This is a genomic window from Alteriqipengyuania flavescens, from assembly GCF_030406725.1.
In the GTDB taxonomy this organism is placed as follows: Bacteria; Pseudomonadota; Alphaproteobacteria; order Sphingomonadales; family Sphingomonadaceae; genus Alteriqipengyuania_B; species Alteriqipengyuania_B flavescens.
This window is the reverse complement of sequence record NZ_CP129107.1, coordinates 2,221,147-2,244,776: the sequence shown is the minus strand read 5'-3', so window position 1 is coordinate 2,244,776 and position 23,630 is coordinate 2,221,147. Positions and strand designations below refer to the sequence as shown.

Below are 23,630 nucleotides of genomic sequence, written 5' to 3'. Positions count from 1 at the left end.
GTTCGTTGGTGGGGCAAGGAGTATCCCATGACCGACAAGACGAACGAAGACAGCAAGACGATCAAGGAACACCGCGCGCTGATGAACCAGGGCTCGACCACGCCGAGCCGCTATCCGAAGGAAAAGACGGAGCAGTACCGCGAACTCACGACCCTGCCGGAAGATCGTGAGGAAAAGTCTGACGACTAACCGATCGCGCGCATCATCTCCGCGCAGATGATCGCGCCATAGGTCCCAACGGCATAGCCGAGGACGGCCAGCAGCACGCCGACCGGGGCCAGCGCCGGATGGAATGCTGCGGCGACGACCGGGGCGGAAGCCGCGCCGCCCACATTGGCCTTGCTGCCCACCGCGACGAAGAAGAACGGCGCGCGGATGATCTTGGCGACCGCGAGTAGCACGAACACATGCACCAGCATCCAGATCAGCCCGACCGCCATGAAACCCGGCGCATCGCCCAGCTGCAGGATGTTCATCTTCGTGCCGATGATCACGACCAGCATGAAGATGAATACCGTGCCGAACTTCGATGCGCCCACGCCTTCGAGGTCGCGCGCCCGCGTGAAACTGGCACCCAGGCCCAGCGTGGTGGCGACGACCACGACCCAGAAGAAGCTGCTGGCGAGCACGCTTTCGGGGCCGAGCAGATCGGCGAAAAACGCTTCCAGCCCCGTACCCACGAGGTGTGACAGGCCGACCACGGCAAAGGTCGCGCCCAGCAGCAGGACCAGATCGTTGGCACTGGCCACCCGCTCGACCGAGGCGGTGTAGTCGGCCATCTTGTCGCGCAGCCGGTCGATGGCGCTGCTGTCGGCGCCGAGCCAGCGGTCCACCCGCTCGCTGGCGCCGGCGCCGTAAAGCAGGAACACCATCCAGATGTTCGCGACGATGATGTCGACCGCGATCAGCGCGGCATAGCGGCTCTCGTCGTAGCCATAGACTTCCAGCATGGCGGTCTGGTTCGCGCCGCCGCCGATCCAGCTGCCCGCCAGCGTGGCAAGCCCGCGCCATGCCGCGGTATCGCCGGTACCGATGATCGAGGGGTCGAACTGCGCGACCGTCCACAGCGCGATGGGCCCGCCGATGATGATGCCGAGCGTCGCCGTGCCGAACATGATGAGCGCCTTCGGCCCCAGGCTGATGATGCCCTTCATGTCGATGCTGAGCGTCATCAGGAACAGCGCGGCGGGCAGGAAATAGTCCTTGGCAGCGGGCCACAGCTGGCTTTCGCTCACATCGATCAGCCCGAAGGTCACCATCAGCGAAGGCACGAGATAGCAGACGAGGATGATCGGCACGAAAGTATAGAACTTCGCCCAGCCCGCGCGGCCCCGCGTCGCGAATACGAAGGCGAGCACGGCTGCGAGCAGCCCGAAGATGATCCGGTCGTCTGAAATCACGTTTCGAAGCCCCTCCCAAGGCATCGTTCAATGGTCTGGCGGACAGGGTGGGATTGGCCGCCGCTCCGCTCTGGCCGTCTCCGCTACGCTCCGACTCCGAACCCGGTGGGTTCTCGCCTTCACGCCATGTCCGCCCATCGACACGACCCATCTGTCGCGTCGCTGGCGGACAGGGTGGGATTCGAACCCACGAAGGGCTTGCACCCTTGCCGGTTTTCAAGACCGGTGCATTCAACCGCTCTGCCACCTGTCCGCGAGCAAAGCCCCGCTAGCGAGGCGGGGCGCGCTTGTCACCCGCTTGCTGCACGGCGGCGTTTGACTCAGGCCTGAAGGGCAGGAAAGAGGGCGTCGCACTGGGTCAAGGGCCGCAAGGCCGATAGGGAGGCGTGCGTGCCCGTCTGGCTGATCAATATTCTCGGTATCGTGGCGATCCTGGCGATCGCGTTCCTGCTGTCGGTCGGCAAGCGGCGGATCCGCCTGCGGATCGTGGGCGCGGCCTTTGCGCTGCAGGCATTGCTCGCCTTTCTGGTCTTGCGCACCGAATGGGGGCGCGCGGCAATCAACGGGATGGCGCGGGGCGTCTCCGCGTTGCTCGGCTATGCCGATGCGGGCACGGCGTTCCTGTTCGGGCCGCCCGATACCAACCCCTTCGTGAACACCTTCGCGCTGGCGGCATTACCCGTCATCATCTTCTTCGCCTCGATCATTTCGATCCTGTACCACCTCGGCATCATGCAGCGGATCGTGCGCTGGGTGGGCGGGGCGATCGGCTGGATCACCGGAATCAGCCGGGTGGAGGCGCTCGCCAGCGCGGCCAACATTTTCGTCGGCCAGTCCGAAAGCCCGCTGGTGGTCCGGCCCTATCTCGCCGCCCTTACGCCCAGCCGCCTGTTCACCCTGATGAGCGTCGGCATGGCGGGTGTCGCAGGCACGATCCTTGCCGCCTACGCCGGCCTGCTTGGTTCGGAATTCCTGCCTTACCTTCTGGCCGCCGCCTTCATGTCTGCGCCCGGCGGCATCCTGATGGCGAAGATCATCATGCCGGACGACGGCGAGCCCAGCGCCGCAGCGGAAGGCGAGCTTGCCTTGCCGAACAAGCGGGTCAGCGGGGAAGGGCCGGCGGCCATTACCGAGCGCCATGCTTCGCACGACCACGAACTGGCGGAAGCCACGGCCGACGACGAGCGCGCATCCAACATCATCGAGGCTGCGGCACAAGGCGCGCAGACCGGCCTCAAGCTGGCGGTGGCGGTCGGCGCGATGGTGCTGGCTTTCGTCGCCCTGGTCGCGCTGGCCAACGGGCTGCTCGGCGGGATCGGCGGCTGGTTCGGCTATCCCGACCTTTCCTTCCAGGTGATCCTCGGCACTATCTTCGCGCCCGTCATGTGGCTGCTCGGCATTCCCTGGGGGGAGGCCCAGGTCGCAGGCGGGCTGTTCGGCACCAAGATCGTCCTCAACGAATTCGTCGCCTTCATCGAGCTCAAGGACCTGGCCGAAGGCGCGCTGAGCGAACGCAGCCGTGCAATCGCCATCTTCGCCCTGTGCGGCTTTGCCAATTTCAGCTCGATCGCGATCCAGATGGCGGTGACCGGCGGGCTTGCGCCCAACCAGCGCCCGGTTATCGCGCGGCTTGGCCTGCGCGCGCTGGCGGCCGGTTCGCTCGCCAATTTGATGAGCGCGGCGCTTGCAGGTCTGATGCTGGCGTAATATCGGGCCGGGCATGACCCAGATTGCCTCCGTTTCGCTCGCCAACCCGCTCGAAGACCTTGCCGACGAGCTCGGCCGCAGCTTTTCCGAATACGGCTTTGCCATCGTCCGCGACCACGGAATCGACCAGGACCTGATCGCCCGCGCCGAAGCGAAGAGCCGCGAATTCTTCGCGCTGCCGGGCGCAACCAAGCGCGCCTACAAGATCGAAGGCGGCGGCGGGGCGCGCGGTTACACGCCGTTCGGCACGGAAAAGGCCAAGGACGCCTCGATCCACGACCTGAAGGAATTCTGGCACGTGGGCCGCGACTTGCCCGAAGGCGACCCGCTTGCCGAATTCATGCCGCCCAACGTCTGGCCGGGCGAGGTGGACGGCTTCGAGGACACGTTCCGCGAGCTTTACGCCCAGTTCGAGGAAGCCGGCGCCAAGATCCTCTCGGCCATCGCCATCCATCTCGGCCTGGAAAGGGACTGGTTCGCGCCCACGGTGGACAAGGGCAATTCGGTCATGCGCCTGCTCCACTATCCGCCCGTCGAAGGCAGCGAGGGGGCGATCCGTGCTGCCGCGCATGAGGACATCAATACGATCACCCTGCTGCTCGGCGCGGAAGAGGCCGGCCTCGAACTCAAGAGCAGGGAAGGGGAGTGGATCCCCGTCTCCCCGCCGCCGGGCGCTCTGGCCGTAAACATCGGTGACATGCTGCAGCGCCTGACCAATTACCGCCTGCGTTCGACCACGCACCGCGTGGTCAACCCCGTGGGCGAAGCTGCCCGTCGCTCGCGCTATTCGATGCCCTTCTTCCTGCACTTCCGGCCAGATTTCCGGATCGAACCGCTGGCAAGCTGCGTGGTCGAAGGCGACGAAGCACCGGAACCGATTAGCAGCCACGATTACCTGATGGAACGCCTGCGCGAGATCAACCTGGCCTGACGTTTCGGCCAGCCTGGCCCAGCACCCGCAATTTGTGTTGCAATGCAGCAACGGTGCGGAAAAGAAACCCGTCGCAGCTGTCAAAAACAGCGGTCAGGCGCTCCCTGAACCTAGCCTGTCACATAGGCGACACATAAAGACCCCCTAGCAGCCCTCGACGCGATTTTGATTCGCGCGACGATAGCATTTCAAGGGAACGTATCGCCATGAAGCTCAAGTATCTCCTCGCAACGGGCGTCGCCGGGATCGGCATGTCCTTCTCCAGTGCCGCCTATGCGCAATCGACCGGTTCGGTGGATTTCGAAGAAGAAGACAACACAATCGTCGTCACCGGCGCTCTGGAAACCGATGTCGGCGGGGTTGAGATTCCCGATACGCCGAAGGCCAAGCAGGTTCTCGACGAAGAGATCATCCGCCGCCAGCGTCCGGGCCAGACGGTCAACGATATCATCAATCTCGTTCCGGGTGTCAGCTTCCAGAACAACGACCCGTGGGGTTCGTCGGGTGGTGGCTTCACCATCCGCGGCTTCGGTGCCGATCGAGTTTCCCAGACCGTCGACGGCATTCCGCTGAACGATTCGGGCAACTACGCCCTCTACACCAACCAGCAGGTCGATCCCGAAGTGCTGGAACAGGTCAACGTCAACCTCGGTGTGACGGATGTCGATAGCCCCACCGCATCGGCTGCCGGCGGCACGGTCAACCTGCGCACCCGCGTGCCGGGCGACGAACTCGATGCAGTTGTCACTGTTACCTTCGGCGACGTGCTGGCAGAGGGTTCGGGCAGCCGCCCCTACCGTCGCGCGTTCGGCATGATCGATACCGGGGATTTCACGGGCGCAGGCACGAAGGCGTTCGTCTCCGGTTCGATCACCAAATACGACAACCCGTTCAACAACTATGGTGAAGTCGAGAAACAGCAGTACAACGCGCGAATTTACCAGGAGCTGGGTGGCGGCGACTTCGTTTCGATCGCCGGTCACTATAACCAGAACCGCAACAACTTCTTCGGCAGCTTCCCGATCCTCGCCCTGCGCGATCTGGTCGAGAATTTCGAAGGCGAAGACCGTTTCTACAACATCAACTATCCGTGCCAGATTCCCGAAACCCAGCTCGGCGGTTCGTTCGGTGCGGGGACGCCCAATGTCGCGGATACATGGTCGGACAGCAGCAGCAGCGGCAATTGCGGCGTCGAATTCGATCGTCGTTATAACCCGTCGAACACCGGCAATATCCGCGGCTCGTCGCTGATTACGCTTTCGGATCGCCTGACCCTGACTATCGATCCGAGCTATCAGTACGTCAAGGCTAACGGCGGCGGTGTAGAAGACCTTCGCGAAGGCTTCGCCAATCGTGGCGGTGTGGACTACACCGGCTTCGTCAGTGGCGGATACTATTACGGTCGCGACCTCAACAACGACGGTGACCTGCTCGACCGTGTTGCCGGTCTTGATCCCAGCCAGACCCAGACCGATCGTTACGGCGTTGTGTCGAACCTAATTTTCGATCTCGACGATTACAATCGCTTCCGCGTCGCTTACACGTGGGATCGTGCGCGTCATCGCCAGACCGGTCAGACCACGTTCCTCTTCCCGAATGGCGAGCCCTACGATGTGTTTGCGGTCAACGATCCGCTGCTCACCTCCGACGGCTTCGAACTGAACAAGCGCGATCGCCTGTCCTACGCGATCCTTCATCAGGTTTCGGGCGAGTATCGCGGCGAATTCGGCGATCTGACCACGCAAATCGGTCTGCGCGTTCCGTTCTTCACGCGCGAACTGAACCAGAATTGCTATACGACGACGGCTTCGGGCTTCGTCGACTGCCTGGGCGATCAGGACACCACCGCGTACGAGGCCGCCAATCCGAATGCCGTCGCACCGGTTTCGCGCACGTACAATTACGACGATGTACTGCCCAACGTCGGCTTGACCTACGCCTTCGGAGATGCGTCCGTCTTCGCCAATTACGCCAAGGGTCTTTCGGTACCTGGCACCGATCCGCTGTATGACTCGCTGTTCTTCGGCGACGCGGAGTCGGCACAGCCGGTTCCTGAAACGACTGACAGTTTCGATGCAGGCCTGCGGTTCGGTTCGGGTTCGCTCACCGGTCAGCTGGCCGGTTGGTACACCCGGTACAACAACCGCCTCGCGACCGCTTACGACCCGGTGCTCGACGAATTCCTGTTCCGTAACCTCGGCCGGGTCGATAAATACGGCCTTGATGCGTCGTTGGCTTGGAGCCCGACCCGCAACACGCTGCTCTACGTTTTCGGTTCGCTCAACGAATCCGAAATCAAGGAAGACGTGCAGGATGATGCCGGCGATTTCCTCGCTACCGCCGGAAACCGCGAAAGCGGCACGCCGAACTACACTCTCGGTGCTCGCGGCCAGATTTCGCTGGGTCCGGTGGAGCTTGGCGCACAGGTGAAATACACCGGCGAACGCTTCGTCAACGACCTGAACGAAGAAACGATTCCAGGGTACACCCTGGTAGATCTCGACGCTCGTATCCTGTTGGCAGAGTATCTCCCCGGCCGCGAAGCCGCGATCCAGATCAACGTAACGAACGTGTTCGATGAAGTCTTCGTTGGCTACTTCGGTGGCTCGCTTGACGGTGTCCCCTTTGCGCAGATCGGCGCGCCTCGGGCGGGCAGTATCTCGTTGGTCTTCGGCTTTTGACCGGCATCTCGGCAACATGATGCAATCGATCGCCAAGAACTCCTTGCGCACGATCACAATGGCGGCGGCCCTCTCGGGGGCCGCCGCTTGCGTATCTGCGCCACAGGAAATTGCCTCCAACGGCTCCGCACCCGAGGCGCTGCGCGGCTATTACGCTCAGCTGGAACGCGCCACGGACCTGCCGCGGATGACCACGCCCGCGCTGGATAGCTCCCGCGCCATCACCCGCTTCGCCTTCGGCAGCTGCAACCACCAGCAACGCAGCCAGGACGCCTGGCCCGTCATCGGCAGCTTCGACCCCCAGCTGTTCCTCGCCATCGGCGACAACGTCTATGCCGATGTCGGATATCGCGGGGCGGCGGACCTTTCGACTTTCGTCGATGCCTACCGCCTGCAGGCGGGCCATGCGGAATTCGCAAACTTCGTCGGCGCAGTGCCCACGTTCGCCACGTGGGACGACCACGATTTCGGCCCCAACGATTCCGGCGGCAGCTTCTTTGCCAAGGAATGGTCGGAGACGATCTTCGAGAATTTCTGGGCCAGCAACGACCGGGTCCGGTCGCGTCCCGGCGTTTACGACAGCTTCACGGCCGGCCCCGCCGGGCAGCGCGTCCAGTTCATCATCCTCGACACACGCTTCTTCCGCACCGACCTGACCGAATACCCCTATCAGGAGGAGCGTCGCCCGCTCGGCGGCTATGCCTTCGCCAGCAACCCCGGCGACTCCATGCTGGGGGCGGAGCAGTGGCGCTGGCTTGAGCAGGAGCTGGCGAAACCTGCCGACCTGCGCATCGTCGTCTCCTCGATCCAGGTGCTGACCGAGGCGCATCATTTCGAAAGCTGGGCCACGATGCAGCTTGAACGGCAGCGTCTGCTGCAAATGCTGGGCAACCGCGCGGCATCGGGCATGATCCTGCTGTCGGGCGACCGTCATTCGGGCGCTTTCTATCGCCACCGGCCAGAGGGGATGGACGAGGAATTCCGCGAGTTTACCTCGTCCTCGCTCAACCTCGCTTTCGTCAGCGACGATGCCGACGCGCGGGAGCCCGATCCGCGCCGTTCATCCCCGATGATCACCGAGGAGAACTTCGGCCTGCTCGACATCGACTGGTCCGCCCGCCGCGTAGCGATGCGGCTGATGGACGACGAGGGGCAGGAAATCGTGGGCGAGACCTACAGCTTCTGAGGCCGGCGGATCGTTACCGACAGGGGCGGCAGGGCAGGGGCCTTGCCGCCCTTTTTCGTGCGTCTCGTCGATCATTCATTTGCAGGACGGGTACGATGTGACATCACGGCACCCATGATATCTATCACCCGCCAACTCCTCGCCTTTCTCTCCCTCGCTCTTGCCCCCGCTCTGGCTTTGCCGATCGCCGCTTCGGCGCAGGACATGAGCTTCGATGCCTATATGCAGATCGTCGCCGGCAAGGCGCGCGCGCAAGGGGTGAGCGAAAATACGATTTCCAGCTATCTTTACAGCCTGACGCCCAATTCCCGGGTGATCGAGCTCGACCGCGCGCAGCCCGGATCGCCGAGCCGGAGCGGCTATCCCGCCATGGCGCCCTATATCAGTACTCACGTCAACCCGACCCGCATCGGCCGCGGGCGCGATATGTATGGCGCGACATACCAGACACTGATGCAGGTCGAGCGCGAGTACGGCGTGCCGGGCGAGATCATCATGGCGATCTGGGGGCACGAGACAAATTACGGCGGCTATCGCGGCAATTTCGACCTCGCCCGTTCGCTCGCCACGCTGGCATGGGAAGGGCGCCGCCGCGACCTGTTCGAAGGCGAGCTGATCGCGCTGCTCAAGATCGCCGACCGCGGCATGCCGCGCTCCAAGCTTGTCGGAAGCTGGGCGGGCGCCTTCGGCAACCCGCAGTTCCTGCCGAGCGTCTATTTGCGCCTGGCGGTGGACGGGGACGGCGACGGCATCGCCAACATCTTCGACAACCGCACCGACACAATCCATTCCATCGCCAACTATTTCCGCGATTCCGGCTGGCGCCCGGGCATTCCGTGGGGCGTGCGCGCCTATGTGCCGAGCAATGTCTCCCCGGAAGCCTACGCAACCGACCTGACCTCTCCCGTGTGCGAGCGAGTGCACGAGCGGCACAGCCAGTGGAAGACGGTCGGCGAATGGAAACGGCTCGGCATCCAGCCCCAGCGCCCGCTGGCCGACGACGTGCTCGCCAGCCTGTTCGCGCCAGACGGACCCAACGCGCCGCAGTACCTCTTAACCGGAAATTACAGGGTTATCCTCGAATATAACTGCTCGAACTACTATGCGATGAGTGTGGGACTACTTGCAGATGAGATTTCCCGTTGAGCGTTTCGCGCGCCTGTCGATCCTGGCGTTAAGCACGTCGCTGGCCGCCTGTGCCAGCGGCGCGGGCACTCCGGAAACCTCGTATAGCGCCCCGCTGCCGCGCACGGGGCCGGCAGCCGATTACCCATTGGTCGTCGGCGAACCCTACCGGATCGACGGCGTGCTTTACGAACCCGTCGACGTCCTCAATTACGACGAAGTCGGCTATGCCGCTGCGGACGATATGGGCGGGGAGGGCATGACAATCGCCCACCAGACGCTGCCCTATCCCAGCTATGTCGAGGTCACATCGCTCGAAACCGGCAAGACGATCCTCGCGCGCGTGGAACGGCGCGGACCGATGGTGAACGGGCGCATCGCCGCCCTGTCGCCCGGTGCGCTGACGGCCTTGGGCGCGAGCGACGGCACGCCCGTGCGCATTCGCCGGGTCAACGCGCTGGAGGAAGACCGCGCCCTGCTGCGCCAGGGGCTGGCCGCCTCCTCCCGCATGGACACGCCGATGTCGCTGGTCGAGGTGCTGAAGCGCAAGCTCGATGCACCGGCCAGCGTCCCTTTGCGCCCCACGCCGCCGCAACAGGTCGCCGTGGCGCCGAGTACCGCCGCGCCCGTTCCTGCACCCACGGTAGCAGACAATACCGCCCCCGTACTGGCGCCGCTCGCCGTGCCGCAGCCGTCGGAACCTGCCGAAGCCGCACCGCCGCCTGCATCCCCGGCGAGCGAGAGCGCCGCTCTGTTCGTGCAGGCTGCATCCTTTTCCACCGACGACCGTGCCGCCCGGGCGGCAAGCGTCCTGGGCGGAACGGTCGAGCGCTCCGGACGCTATTTCCGTGTGCGAACCGGCCCTTTCGCAAACCGTGGAGAGGCCGAAGCCTCGCTCGCCAAGGTGCGGGCAGCGGGTTATAGCGACGCGCGTATCGTCACAACCGACTGACTCGGCCATCCGATGGGCGAGCGGTCCCGAAGGAAAGCCGCGCCATCTTCCGGCCAAAACAATCCGCCAGCCTGATCGCCTGCCTCCTCCTGTGCGCGTGGCCCGCCACCGCGCAGGTGGGCGACCCGGCATCGCCGGGCGAGCTTCCGGTCAGCGCCTCCGCAGAGGAAGTGCCGATCGTCCTCCTGCTCGACGTGTCGACCAACCAGACGCTGGCGGCCCGCAACGCTGACCGGCGCTTCATCCCGGCCTCTATCACCAAGGTGATGACCGCTTATGTCGCGTTCGAGAAGCTCGCGGCGAAGCAGATGGACCTGCGCCAAAGAGTGGTGGTGAACGCCGACATTGCCGAGGAATGGGGCGGGGTAGGCTCCACCATGTTCCTCGAAGTCGGCGACGTGGCCACGGTGGAGGAACTGCTGCGCGGGATTACAGCAGTCTCCGCCAACGACGGCGCCATCGTGCTGGCCACGCACGGGGCTGGCTCGGTCGACAAATGGGTCGCGGAGATGAACGCCGCCGCGCGCAAGCTGGGTATGCGCAACAGCCATTTCGGCACGCCCAACGGCTGGATGGATGGCGGCGCGACATTCACCACGGCGCGCGATCTCGCCATCCTCGCCAGGGCGATCACGACACAGCATCCGGCGCTCTACAACCACTTCTTCGGCCGAGAAGGCTTCTCTTTCAACGGCATTGCGCAAGCCAATCACGATCCCCTCGTCGGCAAGGTCGAAGGTGCGGATGGGATCAAGACCGGCTACACCAACGAGGCTGGGTACGGCTTCCTCGGTTCCGCCATGCGGGACGGGCGCCGGCTCGTGGTGGTTACGGCGGCAGCGCCCACAGGCCGCGGGCGTAACAAGGCCGCGATCGAGCTGGTGGAATGGGGCTTCGATGCGTTTTCCACGAAGCGCCTGTTCGCCAAGGACACCTTGGTGGGCGCTGCAGAGGTCCAGAACGGGGCGAGTGCCACAGTCGACCTGTTGGCCGACCAGCAGATCCACGCCTCCCTGCCGCGGGGCACAGCCGCCGGCGACGTGTCGCTATCGATCAAGTATCTTGGCCCGATTCCGGCTCCGATCGCCAAGGGCGAGGAAATCGCCGAGCTGGAAGTCAGCATTGCCGGGCACGGCAGCCACCGCATCCCGCTCGTCGCAGCGGAAGACGTGGCGGAGGCCGGCTTCTGGACACGGCTGTGGAACGGCGTGCGGGGCATCGTCACGTGATCCGCGGCGTATTCATCGCATTCGAAGGCGGGGAAGGGGCGGGCAAGTCTACGCAGGCGCGCCTCCTCGCCGAATCCCTCGCCGCGCGGGGCATAGCGGCGGAACTGACCCGCGAACCGGGCGGGACGCCGGGTGCGGAGGCGATCCGCGACCTGCTACTCGATCCCGCCGGGGCAGGCTGGGAACCGCGCGCGGAGACGCTGCTGTTTGCCGCCGCCCGCTCCGACCATGTCGAACGCCGCATTCGTCCCGCGCTCGAGGCCGGGCGCTGGGTCATCTGCGACCGCTTCATCGATTCCACCCGCGCCTACCAGGGCGGCGGAGGCGGGCTGTCCGACGGCGACATCATGGCCCTGCACGAAGTCGGCAGCGGCGGCCTGTTGCCCGATCTCACCGTTTTGCTCTCGCTCCCGGCAGGCGACGCGGCCCCGCGGCTCGCCGCACGCGACGTCGACGGCAGCGACCGTATCGGCGGGCGCGAAATGGAATATCACGCGCGGGTGGCTGCCCGCTTCGCGCAGATCGCCGCGGACGAGCCGGAGCGCTTTGCCGTCATCGACGGCAGCGGCAGCGCGGACACCGTGCATGGCCGGATCCTGCAAATAGTCGAGCCTTTGCTGGAAGCCCGCGCATGAGCGCCGCGCGCCATCCGGAAGCCTGGTCACAATGGCAGGCCGCGCTGGGCGGGGCGCGGCTGCACCATGCATGGCTGCTCGCCGGGCCGCAGGGTCTCGGCAAGGGAAGCTTCGCCGATGAAGCCGCCCGGGCGCTGGTGGGCGCAGAAAGCGACGGCGCGCATCCCGACATCCTCCCCCTCACCCACCTGCCCAAGGACGACAAGGAGCAGAAGAAGAAGGACGACGGCAAGCCGTTCGAGCTCAAGCGCAACATCACGATCGACCAGGTCCGCGCAGTCCAGCGCCGCATCACGACCCGGCCTACGCTGGGCGAACGCCGCGCAATCATCGTGGAGCCGGCGGACGACATGGAGCGCGGCGCTGCCAACGCCTTGCTCAAGAGCCTGGAGGAACCGCCCGCCGGGACCTATTTCCTGCTCGTTTCCCATCGGCCCGGCCGCCTGCTGCCGACGATCCGCTCGCGCTGCCGCACCCTGCGCTTCGCCCCGCTCGAAGACGATGCCGTGGCGCGGCTCGTTGCCGAAATGGCGCCCGACGCCGACCGCTCCGTGCGTGACGCAGCGGTGGCAGCCGCGGCCGGCTCTCCCGGAGCGGCGGAGCGCTTCATCGCGCTCGACCTCGCCCCGCTCCACGCCATCATGGTCCGCCTGCTGTCCGATCCGGACCCGCAGCTGATCCTGCGCGGACAACTTGCGGCCGCCATGGGACAGCGACCGACGCGCGAGCGACAGCTGGCGGCCATCGACCTTGCGCGCAGCGTGCTGGCCGGCGCCATGCGCGAAACCGGGCCCGCAGATCTCGGAAAGCTGGCCAATGCCTATGCCGCGGTCGTCCGCCTCGGGGAGCAAGTGCCGACCTACAATTTCGATCCCGGCCTGCTGGTGATGGAAATCGGCAGCTTGCTCGCATCGGCGGCGGCGGATAGGGAAGCGGCCTGACCCCGCACCCGCCCGTCCCCAGCAGGAAGCTTGCCCGGCCGATGGCCCAGCCATTCTACATCACCACCGCGATTTCCTATCCCAATGGGCGGCCGCATATCGGCCATGCCTACGAGGCCATTGCCGCCGATGTCATCGCCCGCTTCCAGCGGCAGATGGGGCGCGAGGTTCGCTTCCAGACCGGCACCGACGAGCACGGGCTGAAGATGGCGCGCAAGGCGGAGGAGCAGGGTATCACTCCGCGCGAGCTGGCGGACGAAATGTCCGGCTATTTCCGCGAGATGTGCGACGGACTTAACGTGCGTTACGACCGCTTCATCCGCACGGTGGACGAAGATCACCACCGCGCCAGCCAGGCGATCTGGCAGGCGATGGAAGCCAAGGGCGATCTCTATCTCGACCGCTACGAAGGCTGGTACTCCGTTCGCGACGAAGCCTATTACGACGAGAAGGAGCTGACCGCAGGGGAGGGGGGCGAAAAACTCTCCCCGCAAGGCACGCCGGTCGAATGGACGGTCGAGGAAAGCTGGTTCTTCCGCTTGTCCAAATACCAGGACAAGTTGCTCGAATTGCTGCAGAAACCCGGCTTTCTCGAACCGGAAAGCCGGCGCAACGAGATGGTCGCATTCGTTTCCGGCGGGTTGAAGGACCTGTCGGTCAGCCGCACCAGCTTCGACTGGGGCGTGGGCGTGCCGGGCAGCGACGAGCACGTGATGTATGTGTGGGTCGATGCGCTGACGAACTACGTCACCGGCCTCGGCTATCCCGACAAGACCGATCTGTGGGAGACTTTCTGGCCGGCCGATCTGCACCTGATCGGCAAGGACATCGTCCGCTTCCACACGATCTACTGGCCGGCTTTCCTGATGAGCGCGGACATCCCGCTGCCCAAAAAGGTTTTCGGCCACGGTTTCCTGCTCAATCGCGGGCAAAAGGAATCGAAGTCGCTCGGCAACGTGACCGACCCGATGGCGCTGGCCGAGCAGTTCGGCGTCGACACGCTGCGCTATTTCCTGCTGCGCGAAGTGCATTTCGGGCAGGACGGCAGCTATTCGCCCGAAGCCATCGTCACGCGCGCCAACGCGGAACTGGCCAACAGTTTCGGCAACCTGGTGCAGCGCACGCTTTCGATGATCGTCAAGAACATGGACGGCGTGCTGGAACGGTTCGAACGTGCCCCCGAGGACGGGAAACTGCTTGGCGACGTCAATCGAGCCTGCGCGAAGACCTTGCCGGAAGAGTTTGAAAAGCTGAACTTCTCGGTCGGAATCGAGGCGTGGATGCAGGCGGTTTATGCTTGCAACCAGTATGTCGACGAGCAAGCCCCGTGGACGCTCAAAAAGACCGATCCGGAGCGGATGAAGGCCGTGCTGCAGACGCTCTTCATCGCCATCCGCGACCTCGCGATCGCCATCCAACCGGTCGTGCCGGAAAAGGCCGCGGCGATCCTCGACCAGCTCGGCATCGGCGCGGAAGCGCGATCCTTTGCCGACCTGGCGAATGCGGCATGGTTCGATCGCCTGGTCGAAAGCGGCTTTCCCGTGGCGAAACCCACGCCCGCATTCCCGCGGCTTGAACTGCCGGCGCAGGAGGATGCGTGATGCTGGTCGATAGCCATTGCCACCTCGAATACGAAGGGTTGGTCGAGAACCAGCAGGATGTGCTGGACCGCGCGCGCGCAGCAGGGGTGGGCGCCTTTCTCAACATCTCCACGCGCCTGAGCGAATGGGACCGCGTCGTCGGCACGGCCCGGCGCGAGAAGGACGTATGGGCCAGCATCGGCATCCACCCGCACGAGGCCGACGCGCATGAAGACCTCGGCGCGGAGAAATTGCGCGCAGCGACCGACGATGCGCGCGTGATCGCCATCGGCGAGACTGGGCTAGATTATTATTACGACAAATCGGACAGACGCGTGCAGCAGGACCTGTTCCGCATGCACATCGGCGTGGCCCGCGATGTGCAGCTGCCCGTCATCATCCATACGCGCGATGCGGAGGAAGACACGGCGCGGATCCTTCGCGAGGAGATGGAGAAGGGCGCTTTTCCCGCGCTGATCCACTGCTTCACGGCATCGTCGGACTTTGCCGATATCGTCCTCGAGCTTGGCCTTTATATCTCGATCTCCGGCATCGTGACGTTCAAGAACGCCAGGGAACTGCAGGAAGTCGCCGCGCGCGTGCCGGCCGACCGGCTGCTCGTGGAAACCGACAGCCCGTTCCTTGCGCCGGTGCCGCACCGGGGAAAGACCTGCGAGCCTGCCTTCGTCCGCAACACCGCGGAATTCGTCGCCGATCTGCGCGGCGTCGCGCCCGACGAATTGGCAGCGACGACCACAGCAAACTTCTATCGCCTGTTTGCCAAGGCGACTGCGTGAAGGTCACGATCCTCGGTTGCGGGACTTCGACCGGGGTACCGCGCCTCGGCAACGACTGGGGCAGCTGCGATCCGGCCAATCCGAAGAATCGCCGTAGCCGGGTATCCATTACACTGGAGAGCAAGGCGGGCTCGCGGATCCTCGTCGATACATCGACCGACCTGCGCCAGCAGATGCTCGACAATGGTATCGACCGGCTCGACGCGGTATTCTGGACCCACGACCACGCGGACCATTGCCACGGTATCGACGACCTGCGGCCGCTCCGCTTCGGACGCGGCGGGCCGCTTGCCGGCTATGCATCTTCGCTGACCGCAGAGAGACTTACGCGGCGTTTCGACTACGTGTTCGAAGGCCAGCACGGCTACCCGACCATCGTCAACCTCCAGACGCTGGACCGGCTGCGCATGGCTGCCGGTTTCGGCGTGGAATGGTGCCAGATGGCGCACGGGCCAACAGAGAGCACCGGTTTCCGCTTCGATTGTGACGGGAAATCGGTGGTTTACGCCGTGGATTTCAGCACGATTTCGAAGCAAATGGTCGAAACCTTCAAAGGCGCCGACCTGCTGGTTTGCGATTGCCTGCGCCGGGAAAAGCATCCGACGCACGCCAACCTTGCCATGGCGCTCGATCTGGCCAAGCGGACGGCTGCGCGGCAGACGGTGTTGACGCATCTCGACAGTTCGATGGATTACGATGCCGTCTCGCGGGAAACGCCCGCAAACGTGCACGTCGGATATGACGGGATGGAGATCGCGCTGTGAACGATATCGATACACTGCAAATCGTATTGCTGCTCGGGTGGCTGATCCTAGCCGGCAGCGCGCTGGCATCCTATCGCCTGAGCTGGAAGAAGTCGGCGGTCCTTGCACTGACGTGGGCCGCGATCTTCACCGGCGTAACGCTGCTGATCAATCTCCTGATCTGAAATACCACGGGGCCGCTTCTCGCCCCACCTGCGCGCCAATTCTTACTTTACATAATATATATTATCATCGTTATATTGAAGGAGGGAGCCATGTCGCAAAACATCTCCCCTCCAGTCATAGGCGCGTCACATAAGCGCGGCACTCCGCTCATGAGAGAATTCACGAGCGGATCGCATGCACACGATCAATATCCTCACGACGCGCGCGGAACTGGCGCAGGCGGAAAGCTACACCGATGACGAGCGCGTCATTCGCTTCGGCAGGATCGATCCGGCTAATCCGATCCATCCGATCGACGGAACGTGCTGGATCTTCATCGAATGGCTATTGCCGCAATTCTCCGGCCTGGAATTCTGCCAGGCGCTGCGTGCGGACCCGCGCTGGGCCGACAGCCACATCTCGATAATCCTCGATGAAGCCACCGCGGAGGACCGCAAGCGCTGCATGCGCGCCGGGGCCGATGGTTATGTGACGGAGCCCGTGACCCGCCAGAGCCTGCTCGACCGCGTGCTGACCGTAACAAGCTCCGCCGCGCCGGCAGCCCTCCAATCGCATATCATCGCCGGCCACTTCGCGCTTTACCCTGCGGCGATGCAGGCGCGCTGGAAGAAGCAGCTCGTCAGGCTCAGCCCCAGTGAATTCCGCCTGCTGCATTTCTTCATCGAAAACCCCAACCGCCTCCATTCGCGGCAGGACCTCATCGCGGGCCTCGGCCGCACGGGCGAGCCGGTGGACGAGCGCACGGTCGATGCGTGGATCAGCCGCCTGCGCCGCTCCTTGAAGGATGTCGGTGCGGCCGGCCTGCTGAGAACCGTCCGCTCGCGCGGCTACCTGCTCGAAATCGAGTAGGGGCCTCCCCTCTCCCGCCGCGCCTGAAACGCCGGCGGGATCGGGAAAGGCTCCCTTCCCCTTTAGAAATTAGCGGAGATCGACAGCGAGAAGCTGGTCCCGCGGTCGTAGCTGTTGATCTCGATGCGGTTCGTGTCGGTTGCCTGGTATTCGAACTTGCCGCGCCCGAAAATGTTGCGCGCCTCCGCTTTCAGCTCCGTCTCGACGCCGAACAAGGTCAGCCCCTGGCGACCGACGATGTCGACGCGCAGGCCCGGGTCTTCGAGGATGTCTGGCAGCCCGCTGGTCCCGCGGCTGGTCACCCGCTTGCTGGCATAGGCAAGAAGCAGGGTCAGCTGCTGCAACTTGTCCCAGTCCTCGAAACCGAACTGAACGTTCACGAGATGGTCGGACTGGCCCGTCAGCGGCACGCCGTCGAAGAAGAAATTGCTCGCCGGCTGCGCGCCGCGGGGGAAGATTTGCGTCACGTCGCCATCGGCAACGGCGATCGCGGAATCGGTGTAGGTGTAGTTCGCCACCAGCACCGCGTCCTTGGTCTCGAAGAAACTGCCGCCCAGCGTATCGAGGCTGCGCTTAAGCTGCAGTTCCAGCTCGGCGCCGTAGAGTTCGGCCTGCGGGGCGTTGGCGAAGCTGGTGATCTGCTCGTTGTCGGAAAAGCTGGAATAGGCCTCGATCGGATTGTCGATGTCCTTGTAGAAGCCTGCCAGCGACACGCGATTGTCGCGGTCGAAGTAATATTCGGCGCGTGCCTCGGCGTTGACCAGCTGGCTGTCGACCAGCAGCGGGTTGCCGTTGAACTGGCGGTTCGTGTCGGGATCGTAATAGGTCTGGAAGATCAGCTCGCGGAACTGCGGCCGGGCGATCGTCTTCGATCCGCTCAGACGGAACTGCAGCTGGTCGGTCGCTTCCCACGTGATGGTCGCGCCCGGCAGGAAATAGTCGTTTTCCAGCAGCGTCGAACTGGCTGAATTGGTCGGCGTGGCGAACACTTCCACCGGGTCGACCGTCTGGATCGCATCCTCGTAACGCACGCCGACATCGATGGTCACGCCGAATACCGGGAAGATCTGCGCCTTGGCATATGCGGCCTTGATTTCGAGCCCTGCTGCAAAGGCCGGGTCGGCCTGCGTGGTTTCGATGAGGCCGAAGTCGAAATATTCGACAACCGCATCGCCCAGCAGCAGGTCGGGTCGCAGTGCGCCGACGCCGTCGGGGAAGTCGGTGTTTGCATCGATCAGGAATTCGCGCCGCGTCGAGAAACGGTCCGTGTCCGTGTAGGCGCCGCCCACCGTCACCGCGAGCCAGTCCGTGACCGGGTAGCTGACGTCGAGGCCGCCGTAATACAGGTCTTCCTCTAGGTCCGAAAACACGACCGAGGCATTGCCGCGCTGGCGGTCCAGCACGTTTATGAAGCGGTCGCCGTTGGGATCGTTGGCGATGTTTGTGCGGACGTATTCGAAGGAGTATTCGTACGGCGCCTCGCGCTGGGTCCGGGCATATCCGGCGCGCAGGTCAACCGACAGGTCGTCGAACTCCAGCTCGCCCACGAATTGCGTGTCGAGCAGCTCCCGCTCGAACCAGCCGTTTTCCTGGCGGATCTTGGAGAAGCCCGACTGGAAATCCTCGCCCTGGGACAGCGACGACTGCTTCAGCGTGTCGCGGATATAGAGGTTGGTCCAGCGGAACCGGTGCTCGCCCAGCTCCAGCCCGAAACCGAGCAGGCCGTTCACGAGGACGCGGTTGTCGGTGATGAAGTCGACGAATTCGCTGTCGAGGTCGAGGTCCGCGTTGATCGCGCTCTGCTTCAGGGCAACGCGGTTCTGCAGGCCGTTCTTGATCGAGGCTGTGGCGACCACGCCGAGGCGCGCATCGCTGCCGATGTCGAATGCCGTACCGCCGGTAATCCCGCCGGAGAAATTGGGGCGCTGCTCGCCGATGCGCTGCAGCAGCACGAGGTTCGGATTGCCCAACTGCTTCAGGATCGCAGTCTGGTCCACGTCCGTGTCGGAAATGCGCGCCCCGCTGTCGAGGAAAGCCTGCAAGGCGGGCGGCGTGTCGCGCGTACCGTCGTCGAAGCCGGTCCAGTCGGTATCGGAGCCATAGTAGGCGAGCCCGTTGGAAAAGGTCGTCTCCGTATCGCCGCTGATGCCGGCGGACAGGGTCAGGAAGCTTTCATCGGGAATGGCGCGGGTCGTGAGGTTGATCACGCCTCCGCCGAATTCGCCCGGGAAGTTGGCCGAATAGGTCTTCTGCACCAGGCTGGAAGCGACGATATTGGTCGGGAAGATATCGAGCGGGACCACGCGGCTGAGCGGCTGCGGGCTCGGCAGCGGCAGGCCATTGAGCAAGGCGAGGGAATAGCGATCGCCGAGGCCGCGCACGAACACATTGCCGTTGCCCTGCACCGACAGGCCGGTCACGCGGCCCAGCGCGCCGGCGATGTCCCCTTCCCCGGTACGGGCGATGTCTTCGGAAGACAGCACGTTGACCACCTGGGTCGAGCTGCGCTCAACATTCTGGATTGCGTCGCCGGTGACCACGATTATGCCGCCGCCGGGGATCGAGATATCCTCGTCCTGCAGCGTTTCGTCCTGCGTTGCGGCCGGATCCTGCGCAGGATCCTGCCCGACCTCGGGCGTTTCCGCGGTATCGGTGGGCGGCAAGGCCGGCGCGGCGCCTGCATCCTGGGCGGCGGCAAGTGCCGGCACGGTCATGGCGGTCCCGACCAGCAACAGGGCGGACAGGCGGCGCGCGAAAACGCTGGGACGTGTCATTTCAATCATGCTCCCGGATGGGGCGCGCTGGCCCCGTAACAATCGAGGGGAGGGAAGCGACGATCGGCGCTCCCCTCCCCTTCACATCTCGTCGGCTCAGTAAACCGGAAGGGTGCTGCAGTTGCCGGTGTTGGTGCCGAAATCGGCGGCGGCCGAGTTACAGGTCCAGCCGGCGTACCAGGCGTTGCCGCTGCTGTTCACCGCCCCGATGTAGCCGAGGTTCGTGAAGAACGAGCCGAAGACCGTCGGATCGAAGGCGGCGACGCCGTTTTCATTGGCGCCGTTGATGAAGGTCATCAGCGTGCTGGTGAAGCTGGCGTTGGTGTTCGAGCCATTGTTGAACAGCGTGGTCGCATCGGCCTCGCTCACGCCGTTGCTGCCCGAACGGAACGGGTCGGCACAGGTCAGCACGACCGATTCGAACCGGACCGGGCCGACATCGTCGAGCGCAGCGTTGGCGGCGCGGATGGTTTCGCTGTCGTCGATCCGCACGCAGGTGGAATTCGGCGCGAAGACCACGGTGTTGGTCAGCGCATAGTCCGTCCCGCCGCGGAAGCGCAGGGCCTGGCCGGCGGCGGCGTTGCGGTGGATGAAGGTCGCGTTGCTGATCCGCGTGTTCTGGCGCGGCGTGCTGTCGATCAGGGCGTTGGTCGAATCCGCTTCGATGATGGCGTCGCCCGCCCCTTCGCGCTGGATGGCGAGCACGTTCTGCAGGTTCGCCTTCACACCGGTGTCGGTATCGAGCGAATCGTCTTCCGCGCCGACCACGATCAGGTTCTTCACGTTCACCGAACCGCCGAAGAATTCGACGCCGTCGTCGGAGCTGTTGAAGCTCATGATGTTGTCCAGCTGGGTGCCGGTGCCGGTGCCGCCGGTGGTGAGCGACTGCAGTTCGTTGTCGCCCGACAGGACGAAGCCGGAATAGCGGATCTGGACGTAGCTCATGCGGCCCGAGCTGTCGTTCCGCGTCGCGCCGCCAAACAGGGCCGGCTGGGCGGCACCTTCGACCTGCCGTTCGCAGCCAGTCGTGCCCGGGGTTGCGCCCGGTGCGATGCAGTCCGTCACCGGAGCGCGGCCGGCGAGGACGATCCCGCCCCACTGGCCCGACGAAGTGTCGCTGTTGAAGCCGACAACGTTGTCGCGGCTGGTGAAGATGATCGGGCGCGCGGCGGTGCCGACGGCCTGGATTTCGTTGCCGCGGTTGACCATCAGGAAGGACGATCCGCTGGCGTAGATGATGGCGCCCGGCTCGATCGTCAGGGTCACGTTGGTATCGTCCGCACCGTCGCTGCCGTCGGGGGATGGGCCGCCGTCGGAGCCGACATCGACGCGGCCGTCCATCTCGTAGATCACGCCGGCGAAATACGGCAGCGTGGTCGATGCGGTGAAGCGCGCCGGCAGGGTGCAGCGGCGATACGAACCGGTCGGGCCCGAAATCGTACCGTTGTCGACCAGAGCGGGGCCATTGATCGTCGGGCAGCTGCCCGCTGCGGTGACGGTCGGAGTGCCGGTCGGGGTCGGTGTGGGTGCGGGCGTTGCCGGCGGGTTGTTGATGGTGATGTTGCCGCCGGTGCCGGGCGACGCGAGGTCGTCGGGACCGCAAGCGGACAATGCGAGCACGGAACAGCCGAGGATCAGCGAATTGGTAAACTTGGTCACGGGTAGAACCCCCCTTGGGAAAAGCCGAGAATCGGACGCAGCGTCTCCTGCGTTGGCCGCTCCACTAGGCCCCTCGCGTGACAGTTTCTTTGCAAAACCCCTTATTTTACCGTGACTTGAATGCGACGCCGCTATGACAACTGTGACGCTTGAGGTGCTAAATTACAGTTTTATGACACTGTTACGTTTTTGTTGCAGTTCGCGTTCAGGGCGCACAATTCTGTCATCCTGACGAGATGTCTTGGGAGAGACGCGATGAAGGAACTGGTACTCGCAATGGCCCTGATTGCCCCGCTACCCGCTGCCGCGCAGGAGGCTGCCCAGGTCGAGGTGACCGCCGAGGCGGCCAATCCCGCCCAGGCGATTGCCATGGCGATGGAGCTTGCCGAGGCTGGCGACATCGATGCCGCCCGGGCGATCCTGCAAGAGGTTGTTGCCGACGAAACGCGCTGGCGCGTCGAACTGGCGAACGGCGAATGGGTGGATTCGCGCCACCTCGCCCACCGCGCCCTGCTCGCGCTCGACCGGCGGGATGACGGCACGCGGATGGCGGCGCGCTAGCGCACCGGCCCGCTAGGTCGCGGGGCAGTATTTCTCCACGAACTGCTCGTGCGGCGGCATGGCGTTGACGAGGTAGCGGATCGATTGCTCGATGCCGTCGATCTCCGTCTTCAGCACATCGCGGCCAAGTGAATAGGCCATGGCGTTCGTCCCGCCGGGTTCGATCCCCTGCCCCATCATCACTGCCACCCAGCTGGTCGCGGTGAACAGCTCGTCCTCCTCGCGGAAAATCTGCCCGTTCGCCCTGAACAGGGCGATCTTTTCTTCCAGCGTGTGGGGGATGTCCATCGTCCGGCAATAGTTCCAGAAGTCGCTGTCGGTCCGGCTGGTCGCCTTGTAATGCAGGATCAGGAAGTCGCGGATCCGCGCGTATTCCTTCGCTGTCAGGCGGTTGAAGGCATCCTCTTGCGCCTGGTCCACTCCGTCCAGCGACAGCAGGGCCATCAGCTTGTTGATGCCGGTGTTGATGAGGTGGATGGAGGTCGATTCCAGCGGCTCCATGAAGCCTGCCGACAGGCCCAGCGCCACCACGTTGCGGTTCCAGAACTTCTTGCGGCGCCCGGTGACGAAGCGCAGGTGGTTGGGATCGGCGGCGGGTTCGCCTTCGATATTGGCGAGGAGGATGTCGAGCGCCTCGTCCGCTTCCATGTATTTCGAACAATAGACATGGCCGTTGCCGTTGCGGTGCTGCAGCGGGACCTGCCATTGCCAGCCCGCCGAATGCGCGGTCGCCTTGGTATAGGGCAGCGGCGGTCCGGGACGGTTGGACGGCAGCGCCACGGCGCGGTCGCACGGCAGCCAATGGGTCCATTCTTCGTAGCCCGTTTCCAGCGCCTGCTCGATCAACAGCCCGCGAAAGCCGGAGCAATCGACGAACAGGTCGCCTTCGATCGAGGTGCCGTCTTCCAGCTTCACCGTACTGACGAAGCCGCTTTCCCCTTCCAGAGCGACATCGGCAACCTTGCCTTCCTTGCGCACGACGCCCCGCTTTTCCGCAAAGTCGCGCAGGAACCTGGCATAGCGTCCGGCATCGAGGTGATAAGCGTAATTGATGCTCGGCAAGTCGCCGCGCTGGGGCAGCATTTCGGACTTGGCGAAGCGGTTGAAATAGGCCGCCATCGTCTCCGGGCTGAAGACCTGGATCGGTCGCTTGTCGCCGTGCTCGCGCATCATCTGCCAAATCTGGTGGAAGGCGACGCCGTCCACTTCGTAGCCGTATTGCCCGAAAGGGTGGAGGTAGCTCTGCCCGACCTGGCCCCAGTTGGAAAACTGGATGCCCAGTTTGAACGTGCCGCCGACCGCGGCCATGACTTCGGCCTCGTCCACGCCCAGCAGCGTGTTGAAATCGACGAAGGGCGGGATCGTCGCTTCGCCCACGCCGACGGTGCCGATGGCTTCGGATTCGACCAAGGTGATGTCGAGCGGGCGATCGGGGCGTGCGCTCTCCCCTTCCTTGGTTTTTGACAAGGCTGCGGCCGCCATCCACCCGGCGGTGCCGCCGCCGACGATCACGATTTTCGAAATGGGCATACACGCTCCGCAGATGTCGGTTTCACACGCCGTAGCAGGCGCTCGTTACGGATGGAAATGCGGCAATTGTGACCTTTCTGCAATAGGTCGCCCGGTAAAAATGTGAATGTTCACATCGGCCCATTGTGAATGTTCACAATCGGCGTTACGCCAAGCGCGGATCA

Annotated in this window: 20 protein-coding genes and 1 tRNA gene; 16 read left to right on the top strand and 5 right to left on the bottom strand. The window is 64.3% G+C overall.

Features of this window, described 5'->3' with window-relative positions:
- Positions 1–27 precede the first annotated feature (27 nt).
- Positions 28–189, top strand: a complete 162-nt coding sequence (locus QQW98_RS11500; RefSeq protein WP_290135079.1) for a hypothetical protein — start codon at positions 28–30, stop codon at positions 187–189.
- Here the strand turns inward: QQW98_RS11500 and QQW98_RS11495 are convergent.
- Both QQW98_RS11495 and QQW98_RS11490 read right to left on the bottom strand, forming a co-directional pair.
- The gene (locus tag QQW98_RS11495) at positions 186–1,400 is read right to left on the bottom strand and encodes a DUF819 family protein (protein WP_290135078.1); all 1,215 of its coding nucleotides are present in this window, start codon (positions 1,398–1,400) and stop codon (positions 186–188) included. The genes QQW98_RS11500 and QQW98_RS11495 overlap by 4 nt on opposite strands.
- A gap of 163 nt (positions 1,401–1,563) precedes the next feature.
- Positions 1,564–1,653 (bottom strand) — tRNA-Ser (locus tag QQW98_RS11490).
- Positions 1,654–1,790: 137 nt separating this feature from the next.
- On the opposite strand from QQW98_RS11490, the gene QQW98_RS11485 reads away from it, so the two are divergent.
- From QQW98_RS11485 to QQW98_RS11420, 14 genes are all read left to right on the top strand, one after another.
- Positions 1,791–3,107 (top strand): NupC/NupG family nucleoside CNT transporter, encoded by a 1,317-nt coding sequence (locus tag QQW98_RS11485; protein ID WP_290135077.1) that lies wholly within the window; start codon positions 1,791–1,793, stop codon positions 3,105–3,107.
- A gap of 13 nt (positions 3,108–3,120) precedes the next feature.
- Positions 3,121–4,038: an isopenicillin N synthase family dioxygenase gene (locus tag QQW98_RS11480; protein WP_290135076.1), complete on the top strand. Its 918-nt coding sequence runs from the start codon at positions 3,121–3,123 to the stop codon at positions 4,036–4,038.
- Positions 4,039–4,244: 206 nt separating this feature from the next.
- Complete coding sequence (locus QQW98_RS11475; RefSeq protein ID WP_290135075.1) at positions 4,245–6,719, top strand: TonB-dependent receptor; 2,475 nt, start codon at positions 4,245–4,247, stop codon at positions 6,717–6,719.
- Between the two features lie 16 nt (positions 6,720–6,735).
- Positions 6,736–7,905, top strand: a complete 1,170-nt coding sequence (locus tag QQW98_RS11470) for an alkaline phosphatase D family protein (protein WP_290135074.1) — start codon at positions 6,736–6,738, stop codon at positions 7,903–7,905.
- Between the two features lie 114 nt (positions 7,906–8,019).
- Entirely contained in the window at positions 8,020–9,051 is a 1,032-nt protein-coding gene (locus tag QQW98_RS11465; RefSeq protein ID WP_290135073.1) for a lytic murein transglycosylase, read from the top strand.
- Positions 9,035–9,982, top strand: coding sequence for an SPOR domain-containing protein (locus QQW98_RS11460; RefSeq protein ID WP_290135072.1), 948 nt, complete (start codon positions 9,035–9,037; stop codon positions 9,980–9,982). Before QQW98_RS11465 ends, QQW98_RS11460 begins: the two co-directional genes overlap by 17 nt.
- Positions 9,983–10,098: 116 nt before the next feature.
- Positions 10,099–11,211 carry a D-alanyl-D-alanine carboxypeptidase family protein gene (locus QQW98_RS11455; RefSeq protein ID WP_290135071.1) on the top strand — a complete coding sequence of 371 codons (1,113 nt, stop codon included), beginning with the start codon at positions 10,099–10,101 and terminating at the stop codon, positions 11,209–11,211.
- Complete coding sequence (tmk, locus tag QQW98_RS11450) at positions 11,208–11,846, top strand: dTMP kinase (protein WP_290135070.1); 639 nt, start codon at positions 11,208–11,210, stop codon at positions 11,844–11,846. Before QQW98_RS11455 ends, tmk begins: the two co-directional genes overlap by 4 nt.
- On the top strand, positions 11,843–12,787 hold the full coding sequence (locus QQW98_RS11445) for a DNA polymerase III subunit delta' (RefSeq protein WP_290135069.1): 945 nt from the start codon (positions 11,843–11,845) through the stop codon (positions 12,785–12,787). The genes tmk and QQW98_RS11445 overlap by 4 nt, the downstream gene beginning before the upstream one ends.
- Positions 12,788–12,828: 41 nt before the next feature.
- Positions 12,829–14,388, top strand: coding sequence for a methionine--tRNA ligase (gene metG / locus QQW98_RS11440; RefSeq protein ID WP_290135068.1), 1,560 nt, complete (start codon positions 12,829–12,831; stop codon positions 14,386–14,388).
- Complete coding sequence (locus QQW98_RS11435) at positions 14,388–15,164, top strand: TatD family hydrolase (RefSeq protein WP_290136932.1); 777 nt, start codon at positions 14,388–14,390, stop codon at positions 15,162–15,164. Before metG ends, QQW98_RS11435 begins: the two co-directional genes overlap by 1 nt.
- Positions 15,161–15,928 carry an MBL fold metallo-hydrolase gene (locus QQW98_RS11430; protein WP_290135067.1) on the top strand — a complete coding sequence of 256 codons (768 nt, stop codon included), beginning with the start codon at positions 15,161–15,163 and terminating at the stop codon, positions 15,926–15,928. The genes QQW98_RS11435 and QQW98_RS11430 overlap by 4 nt, the downstream gene beginning before the upstream one ends.
- Positions 15,925–16,092 carry a hypothetical protein gene (locus tag QQW98_RS11425; protein WP_290135066.1) on the top strand — a complete coding sequence of 56 codons (168 nt, stop codon included), beginning with the start codon at positions 15,925–15,927 and terminating at the stop codon, positions 16,090–16,092. Before QQW98_RS11430 ends, QQW98_RS11425 begins: the two co-directional genes overlap by 4 nt.
- A gap of 175 nt (positions 16,093–16,267) precedes the next feature.
- Positions 16,268–16,942: a response regulator transcription factor gene (locus QQW98_RS11420; protein ID WP_290135065.1), complete on the top strand. Its 675-nt coding sequence runs from the start codon at positions 16,268–16,270 to the stop codon at positions 16,940–16,942.
- Positions 16,943–17,004: 62 nt separating this feature from the next.
- On the opposite strand, the gene QQW98_RS11415 is transcribed toward QQW98_RS11420, so the two are convergent.
- Together QQW98_RS11415 and QQW98_RS11410 are read right to left on the bottom strand one after the other, a co-directional pair.
- Positions 17,005–19,716 carry a TonB-dependent receptor domain-containing protein gene (locus QQW98_RS11415; protein ID WP_290135064.1) on the bottom strand — a complete coding sequence of 904 codons (2,712 nt, stop codon included), beginning with the start codon at positions 19,714–19,716 and terminating at the stop codon, positions 17,005–17,007.
- 96 nt (positions 19,717–19,812) lie between these two features.
- Positions 19,813–21,375, bottom strand: a complete 1,563-nt coding sequence (locus QQW98_RS11410; protein WP_290135063.1) for a hypothetical protein — start codon at positions 21,373–21,375, stop codon at positions 19,813–19,815.
- A 255-nt stretch (positions 21,376–21,630) separates the two neighbouring features.
- Between QQW98_RS11410 and QQW98_RS11405 the strand changes: the two genes are divergently transcribed.
- Positions 21,631–21,936, top strand: a complete 306-nt coding sequence (locus tag QQW98_RS11405) for a hypothetical protein (RefSeq protein ID WP_290135062.1) — start codon at positions 21,631–21,633, stop codon at positions 21,934–21,936.
- A 12-nt stretch (positions 21,937–21,948) separates the two neighbouring features.
- Here the strand turns inward: QQW98_RS11405 and QQW98_RS11400 are convergent, their stop codons facing one another.
- Entirely contained in the window at positions 21,949–23,466 is a 1,518-nt protein-coding gene (locus QQW98_RS11400) for a tryptophan halogenase family protein (protein WP_290135061.1), read from the bottom strand.
- Between the last annotated feature and the right edge of the window lie 164 nt (positions 23,467–23,630).